We start from the raw sequence: 16,369 nt of genomic DNA, 5'->3' as shown, positions 1-16,369 counted from the left end.
CGTGCGGTGCGGGTACCGGGTCAGCGTCGCGCGAGGATCTCCCCGTGCGGCATCGCGAGGAACCCGTCCTCGTCGGCGGCCCAGCCCTGCCATCCGGCGCGGATGACCTGCAGGTCGTCGTCGGTCGCGAACCCGCCCTCGAGGGCCTGGCCCGCGAACGACGACGCGACCGCGCGGTCGGCCCACGCGCCGCCCCACCAGGCGCGCTCGTCGTCGGAGGAGAAGCACCACACCGACGCGCTCGACGTGATCTCCGTGAAGCCGGCCTGGCGCGCCCACGCCTTGAGGCGGGATCCCGCGTCGGGCTCGCCGCCGTTCGCCCGGTGCACGGGCAGGTACACGTCGGCCCAGAGCCGGAGGCCGTCCGTCTCCGGGTGCAGCGCGACCTTCGAGTAGATGACGTCGCGCGCCGCCACGAGCCCGCCGGGGCGCGTCACGCGCCGCATCTCGGCGAGGGCGCGGACGGGATCCGAAACGTGCTGCAGCACCTGGTGCGCGTGCACGACGTCGAAGGAGGCGTCGGCGTAGGGCAGCTCGTACACGGATCCGGTGACGAACTCGACGTTCGCCGTGCCGCGCGACGCGGCCAGCTCCGCGGCCTGCCGCACGACGTCCTCCGACATGTCGAGGCCGACCACGCGGCCGGGCGCGACGAGGTCGGCGAGCTCGACCGTGATGGTGCCCGGGCCGCTCCCGACGTCGAGCACGTCGAGCCCCGCCCGCAGGTGCGGTTCGAGGTAGGCGGCGGAGTTCCGGACGGTCCGCGCGCTGTGCACGCGGAGGACGCTCTCGTGGTGGCCGTGGGTGTATCGCTCGCTGTTCACCCCCCGAGCCTAGGTCGGCGCCCGGCCTAGGCTCGGAGTATGACGACGCCCCCGAATCCCTTCCTCGAACCGAGCACCCTCCCCTACGGCATGCCGCCCTTCGCCGAGATCCGCGAGGAGCACTTCCGCCCCGCGTTCGAGGCCGGCATCGCCGAGCACCTCGCGGAGGTGACGGCCATCGCGGAGCAGACCGAGCCGCCGACGTTCGAGAACACCCTGGTCGCGCTCGAACGCGCCGGCCGCACGCTCGACCGGGTCAGCCACGTCTTCTTCACCCTCTCCTCCGCCGACAGCTCGCCCTTCACGCGCGACCTCGACGCGGAGATCGCCCCGGAGCTCGCCGCCCACGAGGACGCGATCCGCCTCGACGCCAGGCTGTACGCCCGGATCCGCGCCGTGCACGACGCCCGACACGAGTCGGGCCTCGACGCCGAGTCCGTCTACCTCGTCGAACGGTACCTCGCCGAGTTCACCATCGCCGGCGCCGGCCTCGACGACGCGGCGAAGGACCGGCTGCGCGACCTGAACCGCCGCCTCTCCGTCCTCACCACGCGATTCGAGTCGAACCTGCTCGAGGACACCAACGACCTCGCCGTGGTCGTCGACGACGCCGCGGAGCTCGACGGGCTGGGCGACGGCGCGATCGCCGCCGCCGCGCAGGCCGCCGCCGACCGCGGGCTCGTCGGCAAGCACCTCATCACGCTGGTGCTCCCCACCGGGCACCCCTACCTCTCGCAGCTGACGGACCGGGGCCTCCGCCAGCGCATCATGGAGGCGTCCCTCGCCCGCGGCGCCCGCGGGAACGCGCACGACAACCGCCCGCTGGTGCTCGAGATCACCCGGCTCCGCGCGGAGCGCGCGGCCCTCCTCGGCTTCCCGAGCCACGCCGCCGCGGTCACCGCCGACCAGACGGCCCGGACCCCGGAGGCCGTCGCGGACATGCTCGGCCGCCTCGCGCCGGCCGCCGCCCGCAACGCGCGCGCCGAGGCCGTCGAGCTGCAGCGCGTGATCGACCGGACGCAGGAGGAGAAGGGCGAGCCCACGTTCGAGCTGGCCGCCTGGGACTGGGCGTTCTACAGCGAGAAGGTGCGCACCGAGCGCTACGCGGTCGACACGGAGCGCATGCGCCCCTACCTCGAGGCCGACCGCGTGCTCCGCGACGGCGTCTTCCGCGCCGCCACCGCGCTCTACGGCGTCACCTTCACCGAGCGCGACGACATCGTCGCCTACCACCCCGACGCGCGCGTCTTCGAGGTCCGCGACGAGGACGGCTCCCCCGTCGGCCTCTACGTGCTCGACCTCCACACGCGCGACTCGAAGCGCGGCGGCGCGTGGATGAACCCGCTCATCTCGCAGAGCGCCCTCCTCGACACGCCCACGGTCGTGCTCAACAACCTCAACGTGCCGAAGCCGCCCGCGGGTCAGCCCACGCTCCTCAGCTACGACGAGACGAACACGCTGTTCCACGAGTTCGGCCACGCCCTGCACGGCCTCTTCGCCCGCGTGACCTACCCGCGCTTCGCCGGCACGAACGTCTTCCGCGACTTCGTCGAGTTCCCCAGCCAGGTGAACGAGATGTGGATGCTGTGGCCGGAGGTCCTCGCGTCCTACGCCGTGCACCACGAGACGGGCGAGCGCATGCCCGACGAGCTCGTCGCCGCGGTCCAGGCGTCGAGCGCCTTCAACGAGGGCTTCCTCACCTCCGAGTACCTGGGCGCGGCCCTCCTCGACCAGGCGTGGCACCGCATCGGCGTCGACGACGTGGTCGAGGACGTGGACGCGTTCCAGGCCGACGCCCTCGCCGCCGTCGGCCTCGACGTGCCGGGCGTCCTCCCCCGCTACGCGTCGAGCTACTTCCAGCACACGTTCGCGGGCGGCTACGACGCGGGCTACTACTCGTACATCTGGAGCGAGGTGCTCGACGCCGACACCGTGGAGTGGTTCCACGAGAACGGCGGCCTCACGCGAGCGAACGGCGACCGGTTCCGGTCGCGGCTCCTCGGCGTGGGCGGGTCGAAGGACCCCCTGGAGGCGTACCGGGACTTCCGCGGGCGCGACGCCGTGATCGAGCCGCTCCTCGAGCGCCGGGGCCTCGCCGACTGATCCGGCCCCCGCACGACGAGAGCGCCGCGCCCCTTCCGGGGTGCGGCGCTCTCGTCGTGGACCGGCGTCGTGCCGGCGGGGATCAGGCGGACTTCTCCGCGCGGAGCATCGAGGCGCGGGGCACGATGGTGGGCGCCGCGTTCTGCACGACCGACTCGCGCGTGATGACCACGCGTCCCACCTCGTCGTCCGAGGGGATGTCGAACATGATCGGCCCGAGCACCTCCTCGAGGATGGCGCGGAGCCCGCGGGCACCCGTCTGCCGGAGCACGGCGAGGTCGGCGATGGCCTCCAGGGCTCCCTGCTCGAACTCCAGCTCCACGCCGTCGAGCTCGAACATGCGCTGGTACTGGCGCACGAGCGCGTTGCGGGGCTTCGTGAGGATCTCCATGAGCGCCCGCTGGTCGAGCTGCGTGACGGTGGTGACCACGGGCAGGCGGCCGATGAACTCGGGGATCAGGCCGAACTTGTGCAGGTCCTCCGGGAGCACCTCGCCGAACACGTCGGCGTTCACGTCCTTGCGGTGCAGCGGGGCGCCGAAGCCGATGCCCTTCTTGCCGGCGCGGCTGCTGATGATGTCCTCGAGCCCGGCGAACGCGCCGGCCACGATGAAGAGCACGTTGGTGGTGTCGACCTGGATGAACTCCTGGTGCGGGTGCTTGCGCCCGCCCTGCGGCGGCACCGAGGCGACCGTGCCCTCGAGGATCTTCAGCAGCGCCTGCTGCACGCCCTCACCCGACACGTCGCGCGTGATGCTCGGGTTCTCGGCCTTGCGCGCGATCTTGTCGACCTCGTCGATGTAGATGATGCCGGTCTCGGCGCGCTTCACGTCGTAGTCGGCCGCCTGGATGAGCTTCAGGAGGATGTTCTCCACGTCCTCGCCGACGTAGCCCGCCTCCGTGAGCGCCGTCGCGTCGGCGACGGCGAACGGCACGTTGAGGCGCTTGGCGAGGGTCTGCGCGAGGTAGGTCTTGCCGCAGCCGGTGGGGCCGATGAGGAGGATGTTGCTCTTCGCGATCTCGATCTCGTCGCCCACGGTCTCGGCCGGGCCGATGGTGCCGACGGCGCGCACGCGCTTGTAGTGGTTGTACACGGCGACGGACAGCGCGCGCTTCGCGGCCTCCTGCCCGATGACGTACTCGTCGAGGAAGCCGAAGATCTCCTTCGGCTTGGGGAGGTCGAACTCGCCGGTCGTCTCCTCGCTGGCCTCGGCCAGGCGCTCCTCGATGATCTCGTTGCAGAGCTCCACGCACTCGTCGCAGATGTAGACGCCCGGTCCCGCGATCAGCTGCTGGACCTGCTTCTGGCTCTTCCCGCAGAAGGAGCACTTGAGCAGATCCGCGCTCTCGCCGATGCGTGCCATGAATGCCTCCCCGGAAGTCGTGCGGTGTGCCACGAGCCTAACCCGTGCGTCGGACATAGCCCGGACGCCTGGGAGCACGGCCCGTCGCGTGGCATCCGTCACACGACGCAACACTCGGGGTGCGCCCCAGCGGCCGCCCCCACCATGTCCGCATGACCGAGAACACCGCCACCGCATCCCCCGACGCGCTGTCCTTCGCCTACTGGGTCCCGAACGTCTCGGGCGGCCTCGTGACGAGCGACATCGAGCAGCGCACCCACTTCGACTTCGACTTCAACGTCCGCGTCGCCCAGCTCGCCGAGCGGAACGGCTTCGACTACGCGCTGAGCCAGGTCCGCTACGCCGCCTCCTACGGCGCCGACCAGCAGCACGAGTCGACGTCGTTCTCGCTGGGCCTCCTGCTCGCCACCGAGCGCCTCAAGGTGATCGCCGCCGTGCACCCGGGCCTCTGGCACCCGGGCGTGCTGGCGAAGTGGATCATCACGGCCGACCACATGTCGCACGGCCGCGCCGCCGTGAACGTCGTCTCCGGCTGGCTCAAGGACGAGTTCGTCGGCTTCGGCGAGCCGTGGCTCGAGCACGGGGAGCGCTACCGCCGCACCGAGGAGTTCATCCGCGTGCTCCGCGGCCTCTGGACGGAGAAGGACTTCACGCACCTGGGCGACTTCTACCGGATCCACGACTTCACGCTCAAGCCGCCGCCCGTCGCCGTCCCCGGCCGCGCCCACCCCGAGATCTTCATGGGCGGCAACAGCACGGACGCCCGCGAGATGGGCGGGCGCGTCACCGACTGGTACTTCTCCAACGGCAAGGACTTCGCGGGCTTCGAGGAGCAGCGACGCGACGTCCTCGCCTCCGCCCGGGCGGCCGGCCGCACCGAGCGCGTCCGGTTCGGCCTCAACGGCTTCGTCATCGCGCGCGACACGGAGCAGGAGGCCCAGGACGTCCTCGAGGAGATCATCGCGAAGGCGAACCCCGACGCCGTCGAGGGCTTCCGGCAGGCGGTGAAGCAGGCGGGGGCCTCCACCGGCGACGGCAAGGGCATGTGGTCCGACTCCACCTTCCGCGACCTCGTGCAGTACAACGACGGGTTCCGCACGGGCCTCATCGGCACGCCGGAGCAGATCGCGCGCCGCATGGTGGAGTACCGCAAGCGCGGGGTGGACCTGCTGCTCCTCGGCTTCCTGCACTACCTCGAGGACATCGAGCGGTTCGGCACCGAGGTGCTGCCCATCGTGCGGGAGCTCGAGCGGGAGGCGATCGAGCGCGGCGAGCTGGAGGAGCCCGCGGCCTGATCCACCGCGGGGACGACGGAGGGGCGGTCGGCTGATGCCGACCGCCCCTCCTCGTCCGTGCGGGCCTAGCGGGCGGGGATCGCCGCCGTCAGGTTCTTGCGCGAGGTGAGCACCTGGTCGATGAGGCCGTACTCGAGGGCCTCGTCCGCGCCGAGGATCTTGTCGCGCTCGATGTCGCGGTTGATCTGGTCGCGGTCGCGGTTGGTGTGCTTCGCGAGCGTGTCCTCGAGCCAGGAGCGCATGCGCATGATCTCCGCCGCCTGGATCTCGATGTCGGAGGCCTGGCCGCCGCTCGACTCGCCCGTGGCGGGCTGGTGGATCAGCACGCGGGCGTTCGGCAGCGCGAGGCGCTTGCCGGGCGCGCCGCCCGCGAGCAGCACGGCCGCGGCCGAGGCCGCCTGGCCGAGGCACACCGTCTGGATCTGCGGCGACACGTACTGCATGGTGTCGTAGATCGCCGTCATGGCCGTGAACGAGCCGCCGGGCGAGTTGATGTACATGACGATGTCGCGGTCGGGGTCCATCGACTCGAGCACGAGCAGCTGCGCCATGACGTCGTCGGCCGACGCGTCGTCGACCTGCACGCCGAGGAAGATGATGCGGTCCTCGAAGAGCTTGGCGTAGGGGTCCTGGCGCTTGTAGCCGTAGGCCGTGCGCTCCTCGAAGCTGGGGAGGATGTACCGCGACGACGGGCTCGTGGCGGTGGAGCCGGCGCCGCGGGCGCCGCCGAAGGTGGGGAGTTCCATGTTCTCTTCTCTTACCTGTCTCGAATGTCGCGGGCTCTAGGAGGTCTCGGTGCCGCCGCCGCCGACGACGTCGGTCGCCGACTCGCGGATGTGGTCGACGAAGCCGTACTCGAGGGCCTCCTGCGCGGTGAACCAGCGGTCGCGGTCGCCGTCCTCGTTGATCTGCTCCGCCGTCTTGCCGGTCTGGCCCGCGGTGATCTCGGCGAGGCGCTGCTTCATCGAGAGGATGAGCTGGGCCTGCGTCTGGATGTCGCTCGACGTGCCGCCGAAGCCGCCGTGGGGCTGGTGCAGCAGCACGCGCGCGTTCGGCGTGATGTAGCGCTTGCCCTTGGTGCCGCTCGTGAGGAGGAGCTGGCCCATCGAGGCGGCCATGCCGATCCCGACGGTGACGATGTCGTTGGGGACGAACTGCATGGTGTCGTAGATGGCCATCCCCGCGGTGATGGAACCGCCGGGCGAGTTGATGTAGAGGAAGATGTCCTTCTCGGAATCCTCCGCCGCCAGCAGCAGGATCTTCGCGCAGATCTCGTTCGCGTTGTCGTCGCGGACCTCGGATCCGAGCCAGATGATGCGGTCCTTCAGCAGTCGGTCAAAAACACCGGGTACCAGTGTCGGTTCGGCCATTGTTCGAGCTCCCATTCATTCGTCGCTTCGAGTCATGAATCTATCGGAGCGGATCCGCGCCGATGCCCGTGTTCGCCGCGGGCGGAGAGCCGAGCCGTCGCGGGCGGAGAGCGCAGCCGCCGCGCGCACGAGGGCCCGGGGAGCATCAGCTCCCCGGGCCCTCGTGGTGCCGACCGCGGTGCGCGGTCGACGGGTGTCGACTACTCGGAGTCGGCGGCCTTCTCGGCGGCCTTCTTCTTGGGCGCCGCCTTCTTCTTCGGCTTCTCCTCGGCGACGGGCGCCTCGGCGGCCTCCTCCGCGGGGGCGTCGGCGGCGACGGCGTCCGCGTCCGCGTCCGCGGCGGGCTCCGCGTCCACCGCGTCCGCGTCGCGCACGACCGGCTGCGTGAACTCGGTCACGTCGACGACCTTGCCGTCGGCGTCGACGACGCGCGCCTTGTCGAGCACGACCGCGAGGGCCTTGTTGCGCGCGACCTCGCCGACCATGGCGGGGATCTGGTTGTTCTGCTGCAGCACCTGGACGAACTCGTTCGGCTCCATGTTGTACTGCTGCGCGCCCTGGATGAGGTACTGGGTCAGCTCGTCCTGGCTGACCTTCAGCTCCTCCTTCTCGGCGATGACGTCGAGGAGCAGCTGCTGGCGGAATGCCTTCTCGCTGGACTCCTTGACCTCGGCGCGGTGCACGTCGTCCTCGAGGCGGTTCTCGTTCTCGAGGTGGCGGTGCACCTCGTCCTCGACGAGCTTCTCGGGCACGGGGATCTCGACGGTCTCGAGGAGCTTGTCGACGATCTGGTCGCGGGCCTGGGTGACCTGGCCGAAGACCTTGGACTTGCCGACCTGGACCTTGAGGTCCGCGCGCAGCTCGTCGATGGTGTCGAACTCGCTGGCGATCTGCGCGAAGTCGTCGTCGGCCTCGGGCAGCTCGCGCTCCTTGACGGACTGGACGGTGACGGCGATCTCGGCCGTCTCGCCCTCGTTGTCGCCGCCGAGCAGCTTCGACTCGAAGGTGGTGCTCTCGCCGGCGGTGAGGGACTCGAGGGCCTCGTCGATGCCGTCGATGAGGTCGCCGGAGCCGAGCTCGTAGGAGATGCCGCTCGCGGTGTCGACGGCGTTGCCGGCGATCGTGGCGGTGAGGTCGATCTGGACGAAGTCGCCCGTCTTCGCGGGGCGGTCCACCGTGATCAGCGTGCCGAAGCGGCTGCGGAGGGAGTCGAGCTCGGTGCCGACCTCGTCGTCGGTGACCTCGACGGAGTCCACCGTGAGCTCGAGGCCCTCGTAGGACGGGAGGTCGAACTCGGGGCGGACGTCGACCTCGATCTCGAGGAGCAGCTCGCCGGTGAGGTCCTTGCCGGGCCACTCCTTGACGTCGGCCTCGGGGCGGCCGAGGGGACGGATGTCCGTCTCCTTGACGGCGGCCTGGTAGAAGCCGTCCATGCCGTCGTTCACCGCGTGCTCCAGCACGGCCTCGCGGCCGACGCGCTGGTCGATGATGGCGGGCGGCACCTTGCCCTTGCGGAAGCCGGGGATGTTGACCTGCTCGGCGATGTGGCCGTAGGCGTGGTCGATGTGCGGCTTCAGGTCTTCGGGGGTGGCAGAGATCGCGAGCTTGACGCGCGTGGGGCTCAGCTTTTCGACCGTGGTCTTCACGTGTGGAGTTCTCCTGTAATCGCGGTACGCGCCTCGGCTGAGACGGCATTTCGTCGTCGGGGATGTGGTCGGGGCGACAGGACTCGAACCTGCGGTCTTCCGCTCCCAAAGCGGACGCGCTAGCCACTACGCTACGCCCCGGCTGCCACGCATTCCCTCGGTCGAGGCGGGCACCGTGCGCCCCTGACGTGCAGGCGCGCGGGAGCCGATCCGACCGTGGCACAGCCTATCCGACTCATGCCCGCCGCTGGTCACCGGCGGCGGGAGGCTGCGCTACGCTGGATCCCGCGCATCCGGCGCACGGCCCCTCGGGGGCGGTGGTGCCGGCGTCGCGGGGATGTAGCTCAATGGTAGAGCCTCAGTCTTCCAAACTGATCACGCGGGTTCGATTCCCGTCATCCCCTCCATCGTGGTCGTCGCTTCTCGCCGCCCGTCCTCCACACCTCCGGCGCAGCGCGGGCATCCCCCGATCGGGGCATCCCGTCGTGTCGTGAGCGTCGGCACCGGTAGCGTCCCTCTCCGTGGATAGCCTGGGAGCTTCCGCATGGGCGAGCTCGGGGGGCTGCATGGTCGAGGACGACGCACGGGGATCACGGATCGGCGCGCAGCCCTGGGCCGGGCGGCCGGACGACCTCCTCCGCACCGACCTGTGCCCGTCCTGCCTCGCCGTCCTCGACGCGCTCGTCTGCGGGCGCTGCGGGCTCGACGTCCGCGCTCCCGACGCGGCTGACGTCCTCGACGCGTCCCGGCGCGTGGTGGAGGCGATCGCGGAACGCGAGCGGCTGCTCGCGTCGATGCGGATGTGGTCCACGGCCGCCGCCGAGGAGCACGCGGCCGTCCTCGCGCGGGCAGCGGATCCCGGCGCGGACGTCGACCTGGCGGCGCCGGTCGAGGCGGCGCCGGTGCCCTCCGCCAGGCCGGAGCCGCCTGTCGAGGTCCACCCGCCCGTGCCCGCTGCGCCCGAGGTGCCCGCGGCGCCTCGGCGCCGGATCAGCGTCCCCGCCGTGCTGCTCGCCATCGGCGTGGTGCTGCTCTCCGTCGCCGCGGTCTTCTACGTGGTCTACGCGTTCGTCACCTACGGGCTCGTCGTGCGCGCGGCCATCACGGCGTCCGTCACCCTCGCCGCGCTCGCGGCGGCGGGCATCCTGGCCCGGCGCCGACTGCCCGGCACGGCCGAGGCCGTCGGCGTGGTCGGCATCGTGCTGCTGCACCTGGATGTCTGGGCCGTGCGCTCCTACGACCTGGCGGGCGCCGCCTCGAACGACCCGTTCCTCCACTTCGGCCTCGGCACGCTCGTGGTGTCGGCCGGGCTCCTCGCCCTCCGACCCCTGCTGCGGATCCGCGTGGCGGGCATCGCGGGCTGGGCCGGGCTGAGCGTCGCCGCCGGTCTGCTGGTGGGCGCCATCCCCTCGGCCGATGCCGGGACCCGCACCGCGCTCGCCCTGGCCGCCGCGTCCGCCGTGGCCCTCGTGCACGCGGCTCCGCGCTCGGGTGCCACAGCGCTGCCCGACGCCCTCGAGCGTCGGATCCTCCGCGCGGTCGGCGTCGTGAGCGCCACGGCGGCGGTCGTGGCCGGCGCCGCCAGCGCCGTCGACCCCGACGCCGTCCCTGCGCTCCCGCTCCTGGTCGCGGCCGTCGCCAGCGGCGCGCACGCCTGGGCGCTCGCGCGACCGGCGTCCCGCGCCGACCGCGGACACGACGACGCCCATGCGGCATGGCCGACGTCCGAGGCCGACCTGCCCCGGCCGGTCGACGAGACCCCGGGGATCGTGACCGACGCGGGACCCGCGATGACCGACGCGGTCGCGTCCGCCTCGGATCCGCTGCGGGTGCTCGCCGCCGCGGTCGCCGGCGTCGGGGCGGCCGCCGCCCTCCCGGTGACGGCCCTCGCGGGCGGACCCGCGCTCCTCACGTTCTGCGCGCAGCTCGTGGCCGCCGCCCTCGTCGCGGCCGCCCTCGACGTGGCCGCGCGCCGCCTGCACGAGCCCCTCGTCGCCGGCACGGCCCGGGTCGCGGCCGTGTCCGCCCTCGTCGTGGCGATCATCGCCGGCCTGCCCGCCGCGGTCGCGGCCCTCGGTGGCATCACGGCCGCGCTCGTCGTCGGCCTGCCGCCATGGGGGCGGGGTCCGCTCGACGATGCCGTCGTCCTGGGTCGGACGAGCGACATCGCCGATCTCCCCGGCGACGTCCGAGCGGCGGCGCTCGGTCTCGTCGCGGTCTGGATCCTCGCGATCGCCGCCGCCCACGCCGCACGCCGACTGCGGGAGCGCCGAGCGCTCCTCGCGTGGGCCGGGGCCGCGACGCTGGTCGCCGCGATCCCCGCGCTCGGACCCATCGCCATGGTGGCGGGTGCGTACCTCCTCGTCTCCGCGGGTGCGCTCGCCTGGCGGCTCTCCCCGCGGGGTCGAGCGCTCGTCCCGCAAGACGGCGACGATGCGCTCCTCGTTCCGGGCGATGCGGACGCGCAGGCCGAAACGCGCCTCGACGAGGGCACGCCGGGCGCTCCGTCCGCACCGGTGCCCACGGGGTCCGAGTCCCCCGCCGTCGTCCCCGCCCCGCCCGCCCGCACGTCGCTCGTCCCGGCGGCCCCGCTCGTGGCGCTGTCGCTCGCGGCCGGTGCGCTGGCCTGGGCCGCCTCCTGGGCGAGCACGGGCACCTGGTGGGCGATCACCCCGCTCGTCGTCCTGCTCCTCGTCGTCGCATCCCGGACCGCGCGGACCGACGACACCGCACGCCTCGCCACGGCGGGAGCCGCGCTGGCGGGCCTCGTCGCCGCGGGGGGCCTCGCCCCGTCCCTCGTCGACGCGCGCGTCATCGGGGCCACGCCCTCGTCGAGCACCCTCGACGGTGCCGCGGATCCCGTCGTGCTCCTCCTGCTGAGCTCCGCGCTGACCGTCCTCGTCTCCGGCGTCCTCCCTCGGCATCCAGGGGTGCGACGACGCGCCCTGCTCGCGACCGTCCTGCTTCCGGCAGGCGCCATGTCGCTCGTCGTCGCGATCGTCGGGGCGGATCGCGTGGGCGGCGTCCTCACGGGACCGCCCGTCTGGTCCATCGCCGCGCAGGTCGCGCTCGTCGCCGGCCTCGTCGCGTGGACCGTCGGCGGCGTCCGGCGCGTCGCCCTCCCTGCGCGTGCGCCCCGCCCGGACGAGCAGTCCGGCGCCCCGCGACCCGCCGGGAGCACGGCGCTCCGCCGATGGCGGCTCACGACCGCGGGCCTCGTCGCCCCGGCGCTGCTGCTCGCGGTCCTCACCGCCGGCGCCCTCGTCGAGCGCGGCGCCACGCCCCACGGGGCGGTCCCCGCCGGGGTCGCGCTCCTCGTCGTCACGGCCGCCCTGCTCGCGTACCGGCAGGTCTCCCCCGCGCTGCGCGTCGCCCTCGACGTCGGTGCGGTCGTCGTGGCGGGCGGGGCGCTGCTCGCGGCCGTCACCTTCGACCCGTCGCGCGCGGGGCGCGAGCTCCTGTGGATCCCGCTGCTCGTCCTGGCCGCCACGGCCCTCGTCCTCTCGTACGCCCACGACGGGCTGCTCGTGTCCCGCAGCGCCCGCCGCGCGTGGGGCTGGACGGCGCTCGGTGCGGGGATCGCGGCGCTGTGGTCACGGCTGCTCGCGGTCGGCGCGACCACGCCCGAGGCCTACTGGCTGCCCGTCGCGGGCACCCTGCTCCTGGTGGCGGCGCTCATGCATCGCGCGGCGGTCCGGGTCGACGACGAAGGGACGACGTCACCGGCCGGGCCGCGCGTCCGGCGTGGTGTCACGGCGCTCACCCTCGCGGGCATGCTGACGGTAGTGCTGCCGCTCGCCGCCGTGGGTCGCCCCGACGACGTGCTCCGGCCAACCCTCCTCATCGACATCTGCGCGGCCCTCGCGCTCACGGCGGCCGCCGCCCTGCGTCGCGTGGCGTCCCCGTGCGCCCGCTGGTGCGGGCGGTCGTGATCGGCGGCGGCAGCGGGATCCTGGCCGTGGGCGGCGTCCGAGCGCTCCGCCTCGCGGGCGGCCTCGTCGACCGGACGCCGGTCGTCGACCTGCAGCTGACGATCACGGCGGTCCTCCTCATCGGGATCGGGGCCCTCGTCCTCCGCGGCTCCCGCGGCCCGGAGGACGCCCGCGTCGCCGCATCCGCCTGGATGGCGACCACCGCGCTCGTGAGCGTCGTGATGCTCGCGTCGGTGGGCGTCGGCGACGGCGTCGTCCGGCCTCTCGTCGGGAGCGTGTCGCTCGTCGCGGGAGCCGGGGTGCTCCTCGTGCTCCGGTCCGTGCACCGGCGAGTGCTCGCCGCATGCGCAGCGGTCGCCCTGCTCGGTGCCGTGGTGGTGGCGCTGCTCGCCTGGCGCGGCGGCTACACGGCCCTGGAGCCCGCCGCGCTCGCCGTACCGGCGATCGTCGCCGTGCTCGCCGCCGCGGTCGGTGCCGCCGACCGGCTCCGGAACCGGGCTCCGGACCCCGTCCCGGCATCCGCGTCGAGTCCGGCCGACCGCATCCTGCGGCACGCCGCCGATGCCGGGGCGGGCGTGCTCGTGGTCGGCACCGTCGTGGTCGGCGCGGCCTCCGACGCGGCCGGGCTCCCCGTCGCCCTCCTCCTGTCGGGCGTGACCGCGCTCCTCGTGTCCTCGGGCCCGGGGTCGCGCATGCGGCGCCACGTCGGCTGGGTCGCCCTCGCTCTCGGCTCCGCCGCCCTGTGGGTCGCGCTCGGCCGAGGCCGCGTCGACGCGGTCGAGCCGTACGTCCTCCCGCCAGCGGGGGTGCTGCTCATCGTGGCCGCGCTCCTCCACCGCGGACTGCCCGGTCGACGGCGTCCTGTCGCGCCTCGGGCATCCGGCGCGGCGCCCGTCCTCCTCGGCGCCCTGCTCCTCGCGTCCCTGCCCACGGCCGTCGCGTCCTGGACCGGGACGCCCGTCCGCGCCCTGGTGCTCGGCGCCGCCGCCGGCGCCGTCCTGCTCCTCGCCGCGGCCGCTCTGCGTCGCTCGGACGCCGCATCCCCGACGGGGTGGCTCCTCCTCGCGACGGGAGCGGCGGCCGGTATCGCCGTCCCTGTCGTCGGCTTCGGGCGCGCAGTCGCCCAGCTCGACGCATACGAGCCGGCGACGTTCGGACGCACGGACCTCTGGACGCTCACCGCGGCTGTCGTCCTCGTGCTCGCCGTCGCCCTGATGCCCGCCCGCCCGTCGGGCCGCACCGGCAGCAGCGGGGCCGCAGGCGCCTCGCCGGTCGCATCGACCGGCACCGCCGGGAAGTCGGACGCAGGGGGGAGCGCGGCGAACGGGATCCGCGGATCCGCCGACGCCCTGCTCCACGCCGCGCCCCGCATCGTCGCGCTCGTCGCGCTCGTGGGCGCGGGCGCGGTGGGGACAGCCGGGATCCTCCGCGCCCACGCCGAGTCGATGGACGGGGTCGGCCTGCGCTCGGCCCTCCTGGTCACCCTGATCGCCGCGCTCCACGTCGCCTGCTCGCCCCCGCTCGTGACGGCCGCGGCGGACGCGTCGGCAGCGGCGCCCGCGACGGCGAGCACGGTGGACGCACGCCCGACCGATGGGCCCGGCGCCGCTCCCCCGCTGCAGGACCGCGTCCTCGCCCTCGCGGCGCTCGTCGTCGGCGGGCTGGTCGCCGCCGTCCTCGTCCTCACGGGCTCGGCGGACCCGGTCGAGACGGTCACGGTGCCGATCGCCGCGGCGCTCCTCGTCGTCGGCTCGCGGCGCCTGGTCCGCGATGCATCGGCCGGCAGCATGCGGCACCTGGGCCCGGGACTCCTCGTCCTGCTCGTCCCGCCGCTCCTCGCCGACCTCGGCCCCAGCCCCGCCTGGCGCATCGTGGGCCTCGGGATCCTCGCGCTCGCGACCCTGCTCGCCGGTGCGCGGCTGAGGCTCCGCGCGCCCTTCCTCATCGGCGCAGGCGTCCTGCTGGTGCACGCGGTCGCGCAGCTGTGGCCGTGGATCCGGGAGGCCTCCGCCACCGTCCCCTGGTGGGCATGGGCGGGAGTCGGCGGCGTCGTGCTCATCGCCGTGGCGGCGCGGTACGAGCGGCGGATCCGCGACGTCAAGGAGGTGGCGGCCCGCGTCTCGGCGCTCCGGTGAGCGCGCTCCGCCGATGCCCGTGGATCCGCGCCGCCGACCGGTAAGCCATGCCTCAGCTTGCTTGCGGGCGGCGGCGGGATGCGCGAGATTGACGGCATCGTCCGCAGCCCGCAGACCGTCATCCGACGCTCGAGGAGAGAACCCATGACCGACACCGTCCACGTCCCCACCAGCTCCGCATCCGCCGACGTCGCCGCCGGCGTCGCGCAGTTCCTCAGCCCCGTCGCCGTCAACCTCCAGGCCCTCGCCGTCAACGGCAAGCAGGCGCACTGGCACGTCCGCGGCGCCAACTTCATCGGCGTCCACGAGTTCCTCGACGTCCTGGTCTCCCACGCGCAGGACTGGGCCGACACCGCCGCCGAGCGCGTCGTCGCCCTCGGCCTGCCCGTCGACGCCCGCATCGAGACGGTCGCCGCCTCGACCACCACGGCGCCCCTCACCCCCGGCTTCCGCCAGTCGAGCGCGACGATCGCCGAGGTCATCGCGCAGATCGACGCGACGATGGAGCTCGTGAACCGCGCCGTGCAGGAGCTCGGCGAGATCGACGTCAACAGCCAGGACGTCGCCATCGAGATCGCCCGCGGGCTCGAGAAGGACCGCTGGTTCCTCTTCGCCCACATCAGCGAGTAGCACCGGCCGCAGCATCCGCCGCGACGGTCGAGGGGCCCGGATCCGATCGGATCCGTGCCCCTCCGCGGTTCACCGGAGCATCACGCCTGGCAGTACGGGCACCAGTACAGCTTCCGGCCCGCCGCCTCCTCCATCACGATGTTCGTGCCGCACACGCGGCACGGCAGCCCCTCGCGGTGGTAGACCCAGTGCCGGTCCGCGCGGTTGCGGAGCGCGGCCTCGAGCTTCTTGCCGCGGAGGCCGTCCATGGTCATCATCTGGCCCACCTCAACGCCCTTCCGCAGGAGCTTCGACCAGTCCCTCCACAGGCCGCGCACGACGTCCTCGGGCACGGCGCGCCCCGGCGTGTGCGGGTTCTGCCGTGCGCGGAACAGCAGCTCGGCCCGGTACACGTTGCCGATGCCGCTGACCACGGACTGGTCCATGAGGAGCAGGCCGATGGCCGTCGGCTTCTTGCGCACCGTGGCCGTGAAGCGGTCCTCCGAGCGCCTGCCCCCGTCGACGAGGGGATCCGGGCCGAGCTTGTCGACGGCCTGCTGCACCTCCTCGGGGCTCGCCACGACGCACGCGGTGGGACCGCGGAGATCCGCCACGGCGCGCTCGGTGAGCAGGCGCACGCGCACCTGGCCCACCGGCTCGGGCGGCCACGCCTCGGCGGAGAACGGGTCGTGCACCTTCTCCTGCTCCGCCATCCGCAGTCGCGCGCGACGGGGCGCGCCGATGCTGGCGAGCGAGTCCTCCGCGTCGGAGTCCACGGGCGCGTCGTCGACCCTGTCGTCGACGGGGACGTCGCCGCGCATGCCGTTCTGGCCCATCCGGTTGAGCGTCGTGACGTCTCCGGCGAAGTCCCACGCGCCGTAGAGGCCGAGGTGCACGCGGAGCCAGACGTCGCCGTCGAACTCGAGGAACATCTGCTTGCCGACGGCCTTCGCCGCGACCAGCCGCCGGCCGTCGAGCACGGCGGCGCCCTCCGCGAAGCGGCCCTGCGGGGACGACGCCTGCACGACGTCGCCCACGAAGTGCGCCTCGAACTGCTTCGCGATCCGGTGGATCGAATGCCCCTCGGGCACG

Annotated in this window: 11 protein-coding genes and 2 tRNA genes; 6 read left to right on the top strand and 7 right to left on the bottom strand. The window is 73.4% G+C overall.

The genetic code is table 11. From position 1 onward, the window contains the following. Positions 1-20 precede the first annotated feature (20 nt). Positions 21-824 carry a methyltransferase domain-containing protein gene (locus AES38_RS06970; RefSeq protein ID WP_053774355.1) on the bottom strand — a complete coding sequence of 268 codons (804 nt, stop codon included), beginning with the start codon at positions 822-824 and terminating at the stop codon, positions 21-23. Between the two features lie 39 nt (positions 825-863). Between AES38_RS06970 and AES38_RS06965 the strand changes: the two genes are divergently transcribed. Beyond that, on the top strand, positions 864-2,927 hold the full coding sequence (locus tag AES38_RS06965) for a M3 family metallopeptidase (RefSeq protein WP_053774354.1): 2,064 nt from the start codon (positions 864-866) through the stop codon (positions 2,925-2,927). A gap of 82 nt (positions 2,928-3,009) precedes the next feature. Here AES38_RS06965 and clpX read toward each other — a convergent pair whose 3' ends face one another. Beyond that, positions 3,010-4,290 (bottom strand): ATP-dependent Clp protease ATP-binding subunit ClpX, encoded by a 1,281-nt coding sequence (gene clpX / locus AES38_RS06960; protein ID WP_053774353.1) that lies wholly within the window; start codon positions 4,288-4,290, stop codon positions 3,010-3,012. Between the two features lie 152 nt (positions 4,291-4,442). Between clpX and sfnG the strand changes: the two genes are divergently transcribed. Next, on the top strand, positions 4,443-5,585 hold the full coding sequence (gene sfnG, locus AES38_RS06955) for a dimethylsulfone monooxygenase SfnG (RefSeq protein ID WP_053774352.1): 1,143 nt from the start codon (positions 4,443-4,445) through the stop codon (positions 5,583-5,585). A 65-nt stretch (positions 5,586-5,650) separates the two neighbouring features. Here the strand turns inward: sfnG and AES38_RS06950 are convergent, their stop codons facing one another. The 4 genes from AES38_RS06950 to AES38_RS06935 all read right to left on the bottom strand — a co-directional run bounded on the left by AES38_RS06950 (position 5,651) and on the right by AES38_RS06935 (position 8,742). Further along, positions 5,651-6,331, bottom strand: a complete 681-nt coding sequence (locus tag AES38_RS06950) for an ATP-dependent Clp protease proteolytic subunit (protein ID WP_012038151.1) — start codon at positions 6,329-6,331, stop codon at positions 5,651-5,653. Between the two features lie 36 nt (positions 6,332-6,367). Next, positions 6,368-6,955, bottom strand: a complete 588-nt coding sequence (locus tag AES38_RS06945; RefSeq protein ID WP_012038150.1) for an ATP-dependent Clp protease proteolytic subunit — start codon at positions 6,953-6,955, stop codon at positions 6,368-6,370. Between the two features lie 200 nt (positions 6,956-7,155). Then, complete coding sequence (gene tig, locus AES38_RS06940) at positions 7,156-8,601, bottom strand: trigger factor (protein WP_053774351.1); 1,446 nt, start codon at positions 8,599-8,601, stop codon at positions 7,156-7,158. Positions 8,602-8,666: 65 nt separating this feature from the next. Further along, positions 8,667-8,742, bottom strand: a tRNA-Pro gene (locus AES38_RS06935). A gap of 192 nt (positions 8,743-8,934) precedes the next feature. On the opposite strand from AES38_RS06935, the gene AES38_RS06930 reads away from it, so the two are divergent. The 4 genes from AES38_RS06930 (at position 8,935) to AES38_RS06920 (ending at position 15,298) form a co-directional block, all read left to right on the top strand. After that, a tRNA-Gly gene (locus AES38_RS06930) sits at positions 8,935-9,008 on the top strand. A gap of 159 nt (positions 9,009-9,167) precedes the next feature. Beyond that, a complete protein-coding gene (locus AES38_RS16300; RefSeq protein ID WP_081001860.1) occupies positions 9,168-12,533 on the top strand; it encodes a hypothetical protein in 3,366 nt (1,121 codons plus the stop codon). After that, positions 12,506-14,668 (top strand): SCO7613 C-terminal domain-containing membrane protein, encoded by a 2,163-nt coding sequence (locus tag AES38_RS16295; protein ID WP_081001859.1) that lies wholly within the window; start codon positions 12,506-12,508, stop codon positions 14,666-14,668. Before AES38_RS16300 ends, AES38_RS16295 begins: the two co-directional genes overlap by 28 nt. 144 nt (positions 14,669-14,812) lie before the next feature. After that, entirely contained in the window at positions 14,813-15,298 is a 486-nt protein-coding gene (locus tag AES38_RS06920; protein ID WP_053774350.1) for a Dps family protein, read from the top strand. A gap of 80 nt (positions 15,299-15,378) precedes the next feature. Here AES38_RS06920 and AES38_RS06915 read toward each other — a convergent pair whose 3' ends face one another. Further along, on the bottom strand, positions 15,379-16,368 hold the full coding sequence (locus AES38_RS06915) for an Fpg/Nei family DNA glycosylase (RefSeq protein ID WP_053774349.1): 990 nt from the start codon (positions 16,366-16,368) through the stop codon (positions 15,379-15,381). Position 16,369 lies beyond the last annotated feature (1 nt).

This window comes from Clavibacter capsici, from assembly GCF_001280205.1.
GTDB classification, from domain to species: domain Bacteria; phylum Actinomycetota; class Actinomycetes; order Actinomycetales; family Microbacteriaceae; genus Clavibacter; species Clavibacter capsici.
This window is presented reverse-complemented; position numbering and strand designations above follow the sequence as displayed.

Excerpts from the sequence above, each read along its gene's own strand:
- AES38_RS06965 (WP_053774354.1), top strand. The coding sequence starts at position 864 with ATGACGACGCCCCCGAATCCCTTCCTCGAACCGAGCACCCTCCCCTAC.
- clpX (WP_053774353.1), bottom strand. The coding sequence starts at position 4,290 with ATGGCACGCATCGGCGAGAGCGCGGATCTGCTCAAGTGCTCCTTCTGC.
- sfnG (WP_053774352.1), top strand. The coding sequence starts at position 4,443 with ATGACCGAGAACACCGCCACCGCATCCCCCGACGCGCTGTCCTTCGCC.
- AES38_RS06950 (WP_012038151.1), bottom strand. The coding sequence starts at position 6,331 with ATGGAACTCCCCACCTTCGGCGGCGCCCGCGGCGCCGGCTCCACCGCC.
- AES38_RS06945 (WP_012038150.1), bottom strand. The coding sequence starts at position 6,955 with ATGGCCGAACCGACACTGGTACCCGGTGTTTTTGACCGACTGCTGAAG.
- AES38_RS16300 (WP_081001860.1), top strand. The coding sequence starts at position 9,168 with ATGGTCGAGGACGACGCACGGGGATCACGGATCGGCGCGCAGCCCTGG.
- AES38_RS06920 (WP_053774350.1), top strand. The coding sequence starts at position 14,813 with ATGACCGACACCGTCCACGTCCCCACCAGCTCCGCATCCGCCGACGTC.